The sequence below is a fragment of the Mucilaginibacter sp. NFR10 genome (assembly GCF_900100445.1).
Classification (GTDB): Bacteria; Bacteroidota; Bacteroidia; order Sphingobacteriales; family Sphingobacteriaceae; genus Mucilaginibacter; species Mucilaginibacter rubeus.
The window spans coordinates 56,611-70,367 of the sequence record NZ_FMTV01000001.1; the positions used below are offsets into that span (position 1 = coordinate 56,611).

The 13,757-nt window shown below is 41.4% G+C and carries 16 protein-coding genes; 9 read left to right on the plus strand and 7 right to left on the minus strand.

Annotated features, from left to right (window positions below):
- Positions 1 to 49: 49 nt before the first annotated feature.
- Positions 50 to 631: a Crp/Fnr family transcriptional regulator gene (locus BLP33_RS00230; protein ID WP_090523447.1), complete on the plus strand. Its 582-nt coding sequence runs from the start codon at positions 50 to 52 to the stop codon at positions 629 to 631.
- Here BLP33_RS00230 and BLP33_RS00235 read toward each other — a convergent pair.
- The gene (locus BLP33_RS00235; RefSeq protein ID WP_139159896.1) at positions 628 to 1,218 is read right to left on the minus strand and encodes an HD domain-containing protein; all 591 of its coding nucleotides are present in this window, start codon (positions 1,216 to 1,218) and stop codon (positions 628 to 630) included. The two genes, BLP33_RS00230 and BLP33_RS00235, sit on opposite strands and share 4 nt — an antisense overlap.
- A 167-nt stretch (positions 1,219 to 1,385) precedes the next feature.
- Between BLP33_RS00235 and BLP33_RS00240 the strand changes: the two genes are divergently transcribed.
- Positions 1,386 to 1,826 (plus strand): hypothetical protein, encoded by a 441-nt coding sequence (locus BLP33_RS00240; RefSeq protein WP_090523456.1) that lies wholly within the window; start codon positions 1,386 to 1,388, stop codon positions 1,824 to 1,826.
- Between the two features lie 22 nt (positions 1,827 to 1,848).
- Here BLP33_RS00240 and BLP33_RS00245 read toward each other — a convergent pair whose 3' ends face one another.
- From BLP33_RS00245 to BLP33_RS00255, 3 genes are read right to left on the minus strand one after another with little or no spacing between them, the layout of a single operon-like run.
- Positions 1,849 to 3,396 carry an FAD-dependent monooxygenase gene (locus BLP33_RS00245; protein ID WP_090523461.1) on the minus strand — a complete coding sequence of 516 codons (1,548 nt, stop codon included), beginning with the start codon at positions 3,394 to 3,396 and terminating at the stop codon, positions 1,849 to 1,851.
- Between the two features lie 57 nt (positions 3,397 to 3,453).
- The gene (locus BLP33_RS00250; protein WP_090523465.1) at positions 3,454 to 3,693 is read right to left on the minus strand and encodes a hexameric tyrosine-coordinated heme protein; all 240 of its coding nucleotides are present in this window, start codon (positions 3,691 to 3,693) and stop codon (positions 3,454 to 3,456) included.
- Positions 3,694 to 3,751: 58 nt separating this feature from the next.
- Positions 3,752 to 4,624 carry an AraC family transcriptional regulator gene (locus BLP33_RS00255; RefSeq protein WP_090523469.1) on the minus strand — a complete coding sequence of 291 codons (873 nt, stop codon included), beginning with the start codon at positions 4,622 to 4,624 and terminating at the stop codon, positions 3,752 to 3,754.
- A gap of 511 nt (positions 4,625 to 5,135) precedes the next feature.
- Between BLP33_RS00255 and BLP33_RS00260 the strand changes: the two genes are divergently transcribed.
- From BLP33_RS00260 to hmpA, 7 genes are all read left to right on the plus strand, one after another.
- On the plus strand, positions 5,136 to 6,101 hold the full coding sequence (locus BLP33_RS00260; RefSeq protein WP_090523473.1) for a sensor histidine kinase: 966 nt from the start codon (positions 5,136 to 5,138) through the stop codon (positions 6,099 to 6,101).
- A gap of 162 nt (positions 6,102 to 6,263) precedes the next feature.
- Positions 6,264 to 6,671 carry a hypothetical protein gene (locus BLP33_RS00265; RefSeq protein WP_139159898.1) on the plus strand — a complete coding sequence of 136 codons (408 nt, stop codon included), beginning with the start codon at positions 6,264 to 6,266 and terminating at the stop codon, positions 6,669 to 6,671.
- Entirely contained in the window at positions 6,671 to 7,015 is a 345-nt protein-coding gene (locus tag BLP33_RS00270) for a hypothetical protein (RefSeq protein ID WP_090523481.1), read from the plus strand. The genes BLP33_RS00265 and BLP33_RS00270 overlap by 1 nt, the downstream gene beginning before the upstream one ends.
- Before the next feature lie 22 nt (positions 7,016 to 7,037).
- Positions 7,038 to 8,156, plus strand: a complete 1,119-nt coding sequence (locus BLP33_RS00275) for a PAS domain-containing sensor histidine kinase (RefSeq protein WP_090523484.1) — start codon at positions 7,038 to 7,040, stop codon at positions 8,154 to 8,156.
- 86 nt (positions 8,157 to 8,242) lie between these two features.
- Complete coding sequence (locus tag BLP33_RS00280; RefSeq protein WP_090523487.1) at positions 8,243 to 8,680, plus strand: RrF2 family transcriptional regulator; 438 nt, start codon at positions 8,243 to 8,245, stop codon at positions 8,678 to 8,680.
- 368 nt (positions 8,681 to 9,048) lie between these two features.
- Positions 9,049 to 9,435 carry a group III truncated hemoglobin gene (locus tag BLP33_RS00285; RefSeq protein ID WP_090523490.1) on the plus strand — a complete coding sequence of 129 codons (387 nt, stop codon included), beginning with the start codon at positions 9,049 to 9,051 and terminating at the stop codon, positions 9,433 to 9,435.
- A 42-nt stretch (positions 9,436 to 9,477) separates the two neighbouring features.
- Positions 9,478 to 10,692, plus strand: a complete 1,215-nt coding sequence (gene hmpA / locus BLP33_RS00290) for an NO-inducible flavohemoprotein (protein WP_254780037.1) — start codon at positions 9,478 to 9,480, stop codon at positions 10,690 to 10,692.
- A 77-nt stretch (positions 10,693 to 10,769) separates the two neighbouring features.
- Here the strand turns inward: hmpA and BLP33_RS00295 are convergent, their stop codons facing one another.
- The 3 genes from BLP33_RS00295 to BLP33_RS00305 form a co-directional block, all read right to left on the minus strand.
- Entirely contained in the window at positions 10,770 to 12,110 is a 1,341-nt protein-coding gene (locus BLP33_RS00295) for a polysaccharide deacetylase family protein (protein ID WP_090523493.1), read from the minus strand.
- Positions 12,111 to 12,579: 469 nt separating this feature from the next.
- The gene (locus tag BLP33_RS00300) at positions 12,580 to 13,134 is read right to left on the minus strand and encodes a carboxymuconolactone decarboxylase family protein (RefSeq protein WP_090523499.1); all 555 of its coding nucleotides are present in this window, start codon (positions 13,132 to 13,134) and stop codon (positions 12,580 to 12,582) included.
- 17 nt (positions 13,135 to 13,151) lie between these two features.
- Entirely contained in the window at positions 13,152 to 13,697 is a 546-nt protein-coding gene (locus tag BLP33_RS00305; RefSeq protein WP_090523504.1) for a carboxymuconolactone decarboxylase family protein, read from the minus strand.
- Positions 13,698 to 13,757: the final 60 nt, after the last annotated feature.

Consider the following 13,757-nt stretch of genomic DNA (forward strand, 5'->3'; position numbering starts at 1 on the left):
ACCCGAACAAAAGCAAATATCCCCGGATAAAGGAGATATTTGCTTTTATATGTTTGAGCAATTTAAAGAGTACATTGGCCAGAAAGCAACACTCACCGAAGCCGACTATGCTAAAATTGAAGCAGTTTGTATTTTTAAAAAACTCCGTAAAAAGCAGTATTTATTGCAGGAAGGCGATGTTTGGAAGTATAACGCTTTTATAATCAAAGGCTTGGTTCGATTTTACAGCGTTGATGAAAATGGCCGCGAAAACATAGTAAGCTTTGCCAAAGAAAACTGGTGGACCGGCGACCGTGCCAGCCTGCTTACCGGCGAGCCTTCTAAAAATAATATTGATGCCATTGAGGATACAGAACTGATACTGGTTACCAAAACAAACTTCGACAGGCTTTGCCATGATATACCGGCTTTTAACGATATGGTTAATGCCATTCTGAACAAAAGTTTCATTACCAGTCAAAACCGCATTCACTCGGCCATTGCCTTTACTGCCGAGCAAAAATATCTTGATTTTGTGCAGAAATATCCCGATCTCTCGCTAAGGGTGCCACAGGCGATGATTGCATCTTACTTAGGCATTACCCCCGAAACCTTAAGCCGTGTACGAAAAGAAACTGTAAAGAAACATTAACCCTGAAACTTCATCAGTTCAATGTTTTTCTTCTTCATGGCTTGCAATACCGTTTTACCGTATTCTGTAAAATATTGGTGTTGTTGTAACAGGCTTAAATTAAGGGTATGCCATTCTTTGTCGCTATATTGCTTATCCAGATGTACTTCCCATTCCTGTTTTAAATCATGGGCAAAATCCAGGTAGTTTACAGATGCCAGGTGGTGCATATCGGCATCGCAAATAATTTGCTGGATAAGATTTTGGGGCGATTGCGGTACTTTTGTAGCTTCAATACAATCCCATACCTGTTGTATAAAATCATTATTGTAATGGTGCTGCATTAAAAAAGTACCGGCAATAACCATGCTGGTATCTTCATGTCCCTTGTAATGGTAAAGGTAGCCGGTGTCATGAAACCAGGCGGCCACTGTTAAGATAGTTAATTCCTGTCTTTTTAATTTATTGTGCCCGGCAATTTCAATGGCGGCGTTTATCACCCTTTGTGTATGTTCCAAATTATGAAAATACATAGTTGCCGGAAGGTTTTCTTCCATTAAGGAGGTAACGTAGGCAGCGGTCCTTTTAACAATACTTATGGCAGACATGTGAGTGATGCGATACTACCCTCACATTCTGTAGAAATTCTGGATAAATGATAGCCTGCATGCCTCTCAACAAAAAGATGACACTTTTATCTTATTTGTGTAAACATGGATTTTGCGTTTTTAAGCAGGATTTTAAACCTGTATTTTAGGTGCATAAATGTTGATAGATGAAAAATACACTTCAAATAGCACAACTTTATTTGCGCTTTGCTTTAGCGATTGGTTTTTTGCTGCCCGTGGCAGATCGCTTGGGTTTCATGGGGCCGGCAGGGCAAAATTCAGTAAGCTGGGGTAGTTGGGATAATTTTGTGGTTTATACCAATACGTTGATGCCATATTTGAGCCGGTGGATGGCAGGTGTCATGGGTTTTTTAGCAACAGTGGCCGAGGTTTCAATAGCCATCATGTTTATTGTAGGTTTTAAGACTCGTACGGCGGCTTATGCAAGTTTTGCCCTTACGCTTACTTTTGCCCTTTGCATGACCATATTTTCAGGAATCAAGGCTCCTTTTAACTATTCGGTTTGGGCCGATAGCGCGGGTAGTTTATTACTGGCAAGTATAGCTACTTATCGCTGGAGCATTGATTTTATATATGATGAAGCTTAGTGTTTGTTAAGGTCTTTTAGTTTCATTTACCTTTGAAGGTATCAAAATAACCGCTTATCAAACCTGGGCTTATTTCATCGCTAAGCAGGCCTATATAATTGTCGGGCCGTATTAACAGGTATAAACCTGATTGTACCCCTAATTTTTGCCAGCTTTCATTAAGGGGTAAATTAACTACTTTGATATAATTTATTAAGTGATCAGGAATTAGGCCGTCGTACCCAATGCTGCCAATACATAACAGGTGAAATTTGGGTTCCAGGAGCAAATGATAGATGCTTTGTAGTTTGCCTTCGTTAGTGGTCATAACGTAGGGGCACCTGTCGCCGGCACTAAATTTTAGCTTCTGTTTAATAAACTGCAGGGAAAGCGGGCTTTTTCTGTACGAATACCAAATTTGGGACAAGATCCTGAAAATGCGTTTTGAGATGCATTGGGTTGACAGTACGAGGCGTAAAATATTGGGCATAACGTAGGTGCGTAATTGATATAAGAACCAGTTACAGCTTGTCATGAATGCAAATATTTTATCGGTAAATTTCATGAGCCATTGGGCAAAAGGGTACCGTTCGTCATGATAGGTATTAATAAGTTTATCATCAGCAACGCCCTGCAGCACCAGGGCCAGTTTCCAGGCCAGGTTATGTGCATCCTGCAAGCCGGTATTCATGCCCTGTCCACCTGCGGGACTATGAATATGTGCGGCATCGCCCAATAAAAAACATCGGTTTATCCTGAAACTGTTAACACAGCGGTGATGTAGTTTATAAACTGAAAACCAGTTTAATTTTTCTATGTTCAGCGACAGCTTAATGTTGGCCGTGATCACATCTTTAAGATCATCAAAAATAACATTTTCTTTGCCTGCAAAACCTTCGGGGAGGGTACCTAAAATGCGGTAATTACCGTTGCCATACATGGGGAAAAAGGCGCAGAAATTAACATGCGACAGTGATGCAATGAGCTTGTTTGCTGGTTGCAGCCAGCTAAGCTTTACATCGGCCACAAAAAATTTATTTTGGTAGGTGCCTCCTTCAAAACTTAATCCCAGTTGCTGCCTTACCGGGCTCGATGAACCGTCGCAAGCCAGCAAGTAGGAGGCTTGAATACTTATTTTCCTGAACGGATCACTTTTATCGTAAAGACTGGCCACAACGTGATCATCATGCTGTTCAAAACTAACCAAACTGGTTCGCCACAAAACGTCACGGCCTGTAGCTTTTAATTGCTCGTAAAGCAGTTCCTCGTTTTTAAACTGTTCAAATGCCTGCAGGTTGGGGAAATCAGTGAGTCCGTTGCCTGCGTTGGCTGTTTCAAGTACTGCTTTTTCCCGGCCATTCATGTAAATTGCAAATTTGCCAATCACCTGTCCCTGTTCAAAAACAGTATCAGCCAAGCCCATTTGCTGGTAAATTTCCATGCTGCGTGCCGTAACCAGCATAGCCCGCGACTCATGGGTAGGTGCCGGCTTGGTATCGATAATAATAAACTCAACGTTAAAGCGGGCCAGCTGGCAGGCGGCCATTAAACCGGTTGGCCCGGCACCGATAATAATTACTTGTGTACGCACGATGTATTACCGGGCTTAAAATATGAAATTAATTGGCAAAGCTCGGCCATTGTTGCGCTATCGCCAGTAATTATTAGCTGCAGCTATTGTAGCAAATTCGGTTGCCACTGTTTGCCCTACGGCAATGAGCATCGCTGCGTCTTCGGCGTAAACACCTCTTAGCTCACCACGAATTTCGGCATCGGGCTGAGTTACTTTGATGATGAGCCTTGCCATTTTAATAGCAAGTTCACGGCCTTCCTGTGGAGTTGCTGTGATTAAGGAGTTGCCCGGGATTAATTGTACTTCTTCTGACATGATGATAAATTTAATTAATTGGTTATTAGGTTGATTAAATAAGATTGTGAATAGCTTATTAAAAAACAGGTTGCAATACAGTGCCCCTTTTCTTAAAATCAGAAAAGCTGATCCCGGTAGCATTTTTAAAGAATTTACTGAAATGGGCCATGTCGCAAAAACCCAGGTCATACGCTATTTTTTTCATGCAGTTGTCGGGGTGTATAGCTTGTTTTTTAGCTTCGGCTGCAACTCTTTGCCTGATGTGATGGCCGGCCGATTGTCCGGTCAATTTTTTTACCACTTCGTTAAGGTAATTGGGGGTTACAGATAATCTGTCGGCGTAATCGGCCACCATTTTATACTCCCTGAAGTTTTTATCGAGCAAGCTTATGAAGTTTTGTAATATGGAGGTATTGCGCGACTGTTTCGGCGCTTGTTCCATCGATTCCAACTGGCGTGAAAGATAGATGAGGAAGATCTTAAAATATCGTTTTAATATTTCGGCACGGTAAAGATTGTGCCGGCTATATTCTTTCATCATTATTTCGGTAATATCATTCATATCATCGGCCAGTTCGCTGTTAATGGTAACGATTGGTGTTTGATTAAATATTTGATGGATAGGGCTGTATATAAGGTCGCGGCCATAATCATCTACATCCAAAAACGAATCGGTGAACGATATTACGTAACCGTGCAGGCCATTGCTAAATTTAAGATCATGCAACTGGCCGGGTTTTATCAGCAGCAACTGATTGGTGTTAACCGCCTCCTTTTGCAAATTGAGCCTGTAATAGCCGTTGCCTGAAACTATCCATATTAGCATGAAATAATTGTTGGGAAGATCGACGCCGTTTTCTTTGATCCATTCGATAGTATGGATTTTGAAAGGGAGGCAATAAGATGCTTTCTCAAAATGTAGCGGTGCAAAATCGTTAAATTGTTTCATGGCTGCGAAGTTTAAAGCTTGTAAGGCATGTGCCTTCTCTCTATTTTCGTGCCGATGTTTTTATTTTATTGATAATCAGTTATTTGTATTTTGTTTTGAATGATGGAGCTTAACGAAATATCATCATATTGTTACTTGAGGAACGAAATATCGCATCTTTTTTATGTCTCTAAACACATATTCCCCGGCCATCACTTGTCAACAGAACGGGTTGTTAAATGGTATCAGGAAAAATAATTTTACCGTTTATACCGACATGAACGCGGCTTAAGGTTGGAGTATAATATATAATATCGCGGGGTATTAATTATATAAATTAATATTGGTTTTATTGCAGGCAGGTAAATGCGATATGTAATTTATACATCAAAATCCATGTTTAATACATCGGCCGGTTTTATGAAGTATATTATTTTTATAAGTTGAATTTGAGTACAGGTTTATGTGTGTGGAGTTATGTGTAGCGAACAAGAACCTGTTAGTTTTAGGCTGACCATAAAAATAATATCAAGTGAATATCAATAAAAACTTATCGCGGTTTTATTGCAAGCTGACACTAACGGGCATTTTGCTTTTGATATCCACAAACTCGCCGGCGCAGCGTCACGATCATATCTTCCAGGCTGTTTTGTGGGCAAAAAATAGTGCGTTTGTTATGAAATGGGATCTTATAATTGTCGGCATTGTGGCGTTGCTTTTCGTTTTTGGGGGGGCTTATGTTGGTTATTGGCAAAAGCAAATAAACAGTAAACGGTTGCAGCTAAAGGAGAAGGAGATCAGTGAGCAAAGTCAAATGCTGCAGCTTTTAACTGCGGATAAAAACCGCTTGCTTGATGAAAAGGACTGGTTACTGAAAGAGGTGCATCACCGGGTAAAAAATAACCTGCAAATAGTGATGAGCCTGCTTAACACCCAATCGGCATTTTTAAAAAATAACGCGGCACTTGCTGCCATCCGTGAAAGCCAGAACCGTGTACAGGCTATAGCGCTTATCCATCAAAAATTATACAGCAGCTCAAACGTAGCCTTTATTGATATTGCTGTTTACATCAACGAACTGGTTAATTATCTTGCCGATTGTTACGACGCTCATGAACGGGGAATCAGGTTTGAACAGCAAATTGAACGTGTTAAAATAGACGTTGCCCAGGCCGTACCTGTCGGCCTTATGCTCAATGAAGCTATTACCAATGCTATTAAGTATGCTTTTCCGCACAAGCGTGGCTTTATAAACATCTCGCTTGGAACACTTGATGATAATAATATCATGTTGAGGATTGCCGATAATGGTATCGGCCTGCCGCAGGGTTTTGATATTAAAGACGCTTCGTCATTAGGTATGGAAATGATGAAGGCCCTGAGCAAACAACTTGGCGGGAATTTTAAAATGGAAAATAACGAAGGCGTTGCAATAACCCTGGTTTTCCGGGCCGAAAGGAATTTCGGGAACATCGAAAATGAATACTATCCTATATAGTATTAACGCTCCATTTATCATAGGCATATGTAATTTGTACTACTGAAACCATAATTAGTACATTGATTTCGGGTATCTCCGGCCCGAACTTTACATTGTTAAATAACAGTTAATAATTAAGCATTAATTAATTGTGCGATAAATGTGTAAAGCCCTCATGCTATGAAAAAGTTTATTTGTTTGGCAGTTGCCTTCTTTACAAGTGTGTTGATGTTTATAGCAGCAGGTTTATTTATTAAGCTTAACACATTTTTGATGGAACCGCTAGTGCCCGCCAGGTTTTTCATAATCGTGCTTTATAGTATATGTTCATTGAAATTTGCTTTGCTGGTTATTATGCTTATGCCGGACAAACCGGTGCTTAAGCAAATAAGCATTGGTTTTATATCGGCCGATATGTTTTTACTGCTATCGGGCAGCGTTACCGATTTGGCAATAAGTGTACCTGTGCCGCTTATTGCAATACAAGCATTACTCCTGCTTTTTTACATGGCTTTGCAAGGTCGTTTATGGCTTTATAAAGCCAACGCAAACACTATTGAAAATGAATTGATGACATCACCTATTTAATGAATGACAATATGCATCACTATGATGAACAATTGATAAACCTCATTATCGATCTGCAGGAGCGGGGCTTTAATCACGATTTTGTAATTGAGAATGAATATATCAGGTGCTTACAATACAACGAACTGATCTTGCCCGATGATTTTGAGATCCTGGAAACTTATCACTGCCAATCATCGGGAAAGAATAATGATTGCAGTTTGGTGTATGCCATCCGGTTAATTAACCACGACATAAAGGGCATATTGATGAGCGATTACAGGGCATATATTAAAGGGATGTCATTAAGCTTATGGTCAAAATTTAATAATGTAATCAGGTTAAATCTATCAGTAGTAAAATAAAATTTAAGAAAAACATATCCAAATGAACAGGGAAATTAGAAATATGGAAAGCCGGGCGGGGCTAATGCCTGAACACACCATAGGAGCAGCATACATAGGTAATTGGAAAATTCAGCTCAGCTCAAATAAGGTATCTTTTTGCCCGCGGATGCGCAAGATGCTTGAGCTATCAAAGGGATATGATGAAAATATCGAAACACTTTTTGGGCTGGTTAAACCCGGGCAGTTGAGCGGACTTATCCATGAGTTTAAGGTTGCCTCCTTTAATGGTACCAAATTTGAAAAGCAGGTGCAAATTGTAACCCCATCCGGTACCGAAAAATGGGTCCGGCTTACAGGTGTTTTATACTCACGCAGGTGGGGTACTGCCGAACAAATGATTGGTACCATTGAAGATGTTACTCAGAAAGTTAACGAGGAATGCCTGAGCATGGCTATTGTAAATCATGAACTGCGTGCGCCGTTAACTATTATAAAGCTCAATACCCAGTTTTTAATTAACCATCTTGCACTCAGCATCAATAAACAACCGGTGAGGTTGCTGAACATGGTTGATCAGCACATTAACGGGATGACCAAACTGATTGATGAATATTTATCACCATCAACCGGCGAGGACAGATCAACACAGCTCAATTATAGCCTGTTTGATATTAACGACCTGGTTGATACAGTGCTTGGTGAAATGAGGATCCTTTATCCCGGACATCGCTTTTGTAAATATCCCACTGCCGATAGCATTTTGGTTAGGGGAGATAAATACAAGATTATCCAGGTGCTGATCAATTATTTAACCAACGCTGCCAAATTTTCGCCACCATGCTCACACATTAACATTAATATAGACTGTAACGAAAATGATGTTGAAGTATCGGTGCATGACGAGGGCGTAGGGATTAATGAGGAAAACAGCCAGGCGCTGTTCCAGAAGTTTTACCAGTGCAATCAAAAATCGATAAGGCAAAAAAACAGCAAAGGCCTGGGTTTGTATATTGTGAAAAGCATTATCCAAAAACATGGCGGTACAGTGAAGGCCGAAAACGGAAAGGATGGAGGTGCTGTATTTTCTTTTAGCTTGCCGCTTAACCAGCAAAATAAATTTAACGTCACCAGCCCGGAAGCAATAAAACTAATGGCATAAACTGTCAGGTTTAAGTAAACGAAACAATAAAAGATATTTATATCTTTTATTGTTGATTTAAATAATTACTTTTGCTTTATAAAGCAATGGGAATATTTTCAAAAACATGTGAGTATGCGGTAAGGGCGGTATTTTTTATAGCCCAGCGCACCGCCGACGGCAGTAGGGTAGGCATAAAGGAAATAGCCGTAAACATTGATTCGCCCGAGCATTTCCTGGCTAAAATACTTCAGGATTTAAGTAGAAGAGGTATTATTCAATCGGTAAAAGGGCCCAATGGCGGTTTTTATCTTGATGCACAAAGCCTGGCCCGCCCGCTATCAGATGTAATAGAAGCGGTTGATGGCGGTGGCATATTCAGGGATTGTGGTTTAGGGTTAAAAGAGTGTTCGTCAAAAAATCCATGTCCCTTGCATCATGATTTTTTAGATGTAAGGAACCGTTTACAAAACATGCTTGAATCTATCACTATAGGCCAGTTCAACGAAGACCTGAACCTGGGAATTGTAGTACTGAAAAAATAAATCGCCCACCCGAAAAGTTAGGCGCGGTCAAAGCATTCCAATTTTAATGAATTAAATAAAAGAGGATGTTGAAGTAGTTAATTAAAGGATAAAAAGGTATTAATATATTATATAAAAACCAAATTAATACCTCAAAGAAATCCGATGGACTTTGAGGTGATATGAAAAGTAGAAGACTTACGAAATTTCAAAAACTTCATAAGTCTGGCTCTGCAACTTGTCGCGAATAGCCGGTTGAAATACACTAAATGGTCTTTTTACGCGCGATTCTTAGACCGGTTAGCACTGGCAAGGTGGTTCGGCTCAATGGAATAATAATTGTGATGGTTACTGCTAAATAGCGTGTATTTCAACAAAATAAACAACTAATGAACGATATACAAGACATAACGTCAATCAAGCTACTGGTTGATGAATTTTATACCAGGGTGCGGCTCGACGGATTATTGGGACCCGTTTTTGCCGAAGTTATAAAAAACGACTGGCAGCCGCACCTTGATAAAATGTACGCTTTCTGGAATGCTGCATTGTTTGGCGTTGCTGGTTTCAGAGGCAATCCCTTTGCCAAACATGCACCGTTGCCTATAAATGACGAGCATTTTAACCGTTGGCTGGAGCTGTTTACCCAAACGGTTGATACGCACTTTGCCGGGCCCATGGCTGATGATGCCAAGAACAGGGCGGGCTTGATGGCGGTAATGTTTCAGAGCAAACTCGCTAATATGAAGGGTGGGACCGGCAGGACTATTGTGTAATCCCCGTAGCCGCGTAATTAATTATAAATATATACTGTTAAAATGATGATTACTAAAGAACAAAAAGAGCTGGTTAAAGCCACAGTGCCTGTATTGAAAGAGCATGGAGTATTATTAACAACTCATTTTTACAACCGGATGTTTACTCATAACCCCGAACTTAAAAATGTGTTTAACATGGGCAATCAGCAAAACAGCAAACAACAAACCGCTCTTGCCATGGCTGTACTGGCTTATGCCGAGCATATAGAAAATCCGGGCGTGTTAATGCCCGTGCTTGATGGCATTGGTCAAAAACATACAAGTCTTGATATCAGGCCCGAGCATTATGCTATTGTTGGCGGTCATCTGATTGCCTCAATCAGCGAAGTATTAGGCGATGCCGCTACACCCGAACTGCTGGAAGCCTGGACCGTCGCTTACAATCAGCTGGCCGCTATTATGACTGGCCATGAGCAAAACCTTTATAGTAAACAAGTGGCAAAAAAAGGTGGCTGGACAGGCTGGCGACCCTTTGTGGTAAAACAGAAAGTAAAAGAATCGGCAGAGATCATTTCCTTTTACCTTTATCCCGCGAACGGTGGTGCGGTACCGGATTTTACACCCGGGCAGTTTTTAAGCGTTCGTTTGTTTTTGCCTGAGCTTAACCTTTTGCAGCCCCGTCAGTACAGCATCTCAAGTGCACCTAATGGTGAGTATTACCGGATTTCGGTTAAACGCGAAGCTGGAACTGAATTGCTTGCCGATGGTATGATCAGCAACCGCCTGCATAATTTTGTTAATGAAGGTGATATCATCGAGGTATCTGCACCGGTAGGTGGCTTTGTACTAAATGGTGATGGTGACCACCCAATAGTTTTCATTAGCGGCGGCGTTGGCCAAACCCCATTAATGAGCATGATGGAAAGCTTGATTAAAAGCGGCAGTAAGCGACCAAAAACATGGGTTCACGGTTGCCGCGATAAAAATGTGCATGCCTTTAAAGAAGTTATTGAACACTGGGAAGGTAAAAACGAAGAGGTTAAAAAGCACATTTTTTATAACCAGATTGAAGAAGGGGTGACTGATGATTTATATGAAGGTTGGGTTGACCTGAACCAACTGGGTGATGAGATCTTTGAGCCCAATACCGAATATTACATTTGTGGACCGGCCGGGTTTATCGAATTGCATTACCGCGAACTGGTTGAAAAAGGTATCGATAAACAACTGATCCATTTTGAAGAGTTCGGCCCGCAAACTTTGCAGTTGAACTAAAAGTAATTGTTAATTGGTGCTGAAGCAGGTTATTTTATCAAAAACTACTTCAGCACCAATTAAACTATCCAATATAATTATCCATTCTTTAGCGTTACTATGCCTTCATTTGGCTGAGCCTGGTATAGTACATAAGTACCTTGTTCATCTTTCGCTGTACTAATCTTTTTGCTTTTTGAACCCTGGGTCACTGTTGCATTTGTCCAGCTTGGTGATACGTAGGTTTTGAGCGTTAATGGCAGATAATACATTCTACTATCAAGGCTATGGCTTACTTTTACCTGTATTATGTTTCCTGTAGTTGAAGCCACAGCTTTGCCGTGCTCACGTTCGCGCATGTAGCGGGTTACATCGCCAAAAGTTGCTACCCATAGTTTATCGTTTTTGCTTTTGATGTATTGGAAATATTCATCGAGCAGGGTGCTTGGCAAGGCTTCGTAACCCATACTGTCAACCCCATGGAAAACAAGTACCAGCCAGGTATTGGTATGATTAAGCGTAGTATCAACCCAAAGTTTCATCATAGGTAGCGGTGTTTTTGTAGTTGCGCCGCGCTGCCATTGAATATAATCTTTATCTGTTGAGCCGGGTGTTTGTTTGCTGGCGCGATCAATTTCCTTTAACCATGGTTCGGGCATGCGATTGCGCAGGGCTGGATAAATTTTGAGTGCGTAGCCCATCACACGGTCGTTTTCAAAACCGTACGGGCACTCGGCCGAAAAGGTATGTTTAGGGCCAAGCTGGGCCAGGATGTCGGCCTTACTTTTTTCCAGTTCCCAAAGCAGATTTGGTTCATCCAAACCTGGCATGCTGGGGTGGGTGATGGAATGACTGGCAAACTCGTAACCTTTGGCGGCATCTTTTCTGAAATCATCCCAGGTTGAACCTATGGATTGTTTAAACTCATCATTGGGTTCGTAACCCGGTTTCAATTCGCCATTGCGGGCTTTAGCATAGATGTCATCCAGCACTTTAAAAGCTTTTTCTTTTTTGCCGCTGTCATACAAACTCCCGGCTTGCGTATGTGATGCGATAGTACCCATATAACCTAAATATCCGGCAGCAGAGCACCGCTCAAAAAAGTTTTGGTTGTTGGTTGGTATGGTTGCCGATTCTTTAATGATCTCCTTTACCGGGCGGCCAATAAATTTTCCATGGTATTTTGAGCCGGGAATGGATCCGGTAATGATGAAAAATGTTGCTGGCATTTTAAGGCGTTCCATTACGGGTAGGGCTTTCCTGAACTGGTTCATGGAGCCGTCATCATAAGTAAGGGAAACAGCCCCGGTTTTGCCGTATTGCCATTTGGTTATTTCGGTTGTGCCCGGTTTGGTTTGGGCGTTGCTTTGCAAGCCTTGCAAGGCAATAAATGCTGTGAGCAGCAGGGTTTTAATTGGTTTATGATTGGTGGTAAGCATAACTAAAATTAACTTTTTAAATTAATTTACAAAGTAATATTGCTGTTTCAATTGGCTGGATATGAGGTGCCATTTTAAATTATATGCTATAATAAAAAAGAGGTTGTACCATGAACCAATTGACCGCCCTTGGTGTTATGCTATCGATAAATTGAAATTTGCCCGTTAATATTTATACAAAAGGGGGGTAACACTTTTTTGTATAAAAAACGATTAATTGTCTGATTGTTAAACATATATGTAAGTGTTTACCCTGGATTCTGTTAACCCTGTTAACCCCCTTTGTTAGCAAATACAAGCCAAACTATATATCGCTTATTAACTGAACAAGTAAAAAAATGAGGCTGATTCTGATTGGTGATACACCCTCATAATGTATTCTAAGTAAGAGGATAGAATTGCGATTAATAACAAAAAAACAGCCCGAAGTTAAAAACTCCGGGCTGTGGGCGTGATAAAGCAGTAGGTATTAAGCTTTTTTAAAAATGCTTGATATATAGCCAATTTCGGCACGTTCAGGTGCCCGGTCGATATAGATCTGACGGTCTTGAGGTGCCCAGGTTCCCAATCCATCAACATAGCGGTTGAACATGCAAAATGCAGCAGCGATCAATACCGTATCGTGGATCTCCTTATCATCGGCACCTTCCGCGCGGGCCGCTTCAATTTGTTCAGTAGTTACATGTTTACCTCCTTTTTGTACGCTGCCTGCAATGGCCAATAGTGCTTTCATTTTCGGTGAAAGATCAGCTGTAGAAAAATTAGCTTTGATGGCATCTATCTCGTCAATAGTGCAGCCGATGTAATGCCCGGCTACTGCGCCGTGCACATTCTGGCAAAAGAAACAATCGTTGAGGTAGGATACATAGGTTGCTATCAGTTCCCGTTCTCCGCGCGATAGGGAATTGTTGTCATCGCGAAGCAGTTGTTCGGCAAGGGCATTTAACGGGGCCTCTGTTTCCGGACTATAAAACATCAGGCCGCGGATGCCGGGCAGGTCGTTATTTAATTCTATATGTGCCATATCTGTCTGGTTAAAAATTAATGCTGCGGTTGTGGTAATACATAGCCTTTAGCCATACGTTTGCCCATTTCGGCATAAGCTTCCGGATCGGTAGGGGTGAGACTGGCGAGGCCGTCAACATAGCGGTTAAACATGCTGAAGGCGGCGGCTATTAACACTGCATCGTGGATCTCGCGGTCGGTAGCTCCTTCTGCACGTGCTGCGTCAACGTCTTCCTGTTTTACTTCTTTTCCTAAGATCTGCACTTTGCCTGCAATATTCAGTAAAGCTTTTAGCTTGGCGCTGATGGGGGCTTCGGTCATCTCGCGTAAAACCTCGTCCACAATTAGTGCATCATCCTCGTATAGACAACGGGCAGCGGCTGCATGACTGCTGTAACAAAATGTGCAGTTGTTACGATATGATACATAAGTGGCTATCAACTCACGGTCGGCCGCACTAAAGGTTGATTCTCCGCGTAATAATACTTCAGCCAGTTCATACAAATACTGACCGGTTTCGGGCCTGAACATTACCAGCGAACGGATGCCCGGAACGCCTTCGGGTACATTGATGTGTGCCATATTTTTAATTAGTGAATTAGTGAGTTATTGAATTAGTGATTTTTTTAATTTTCTAAGCTT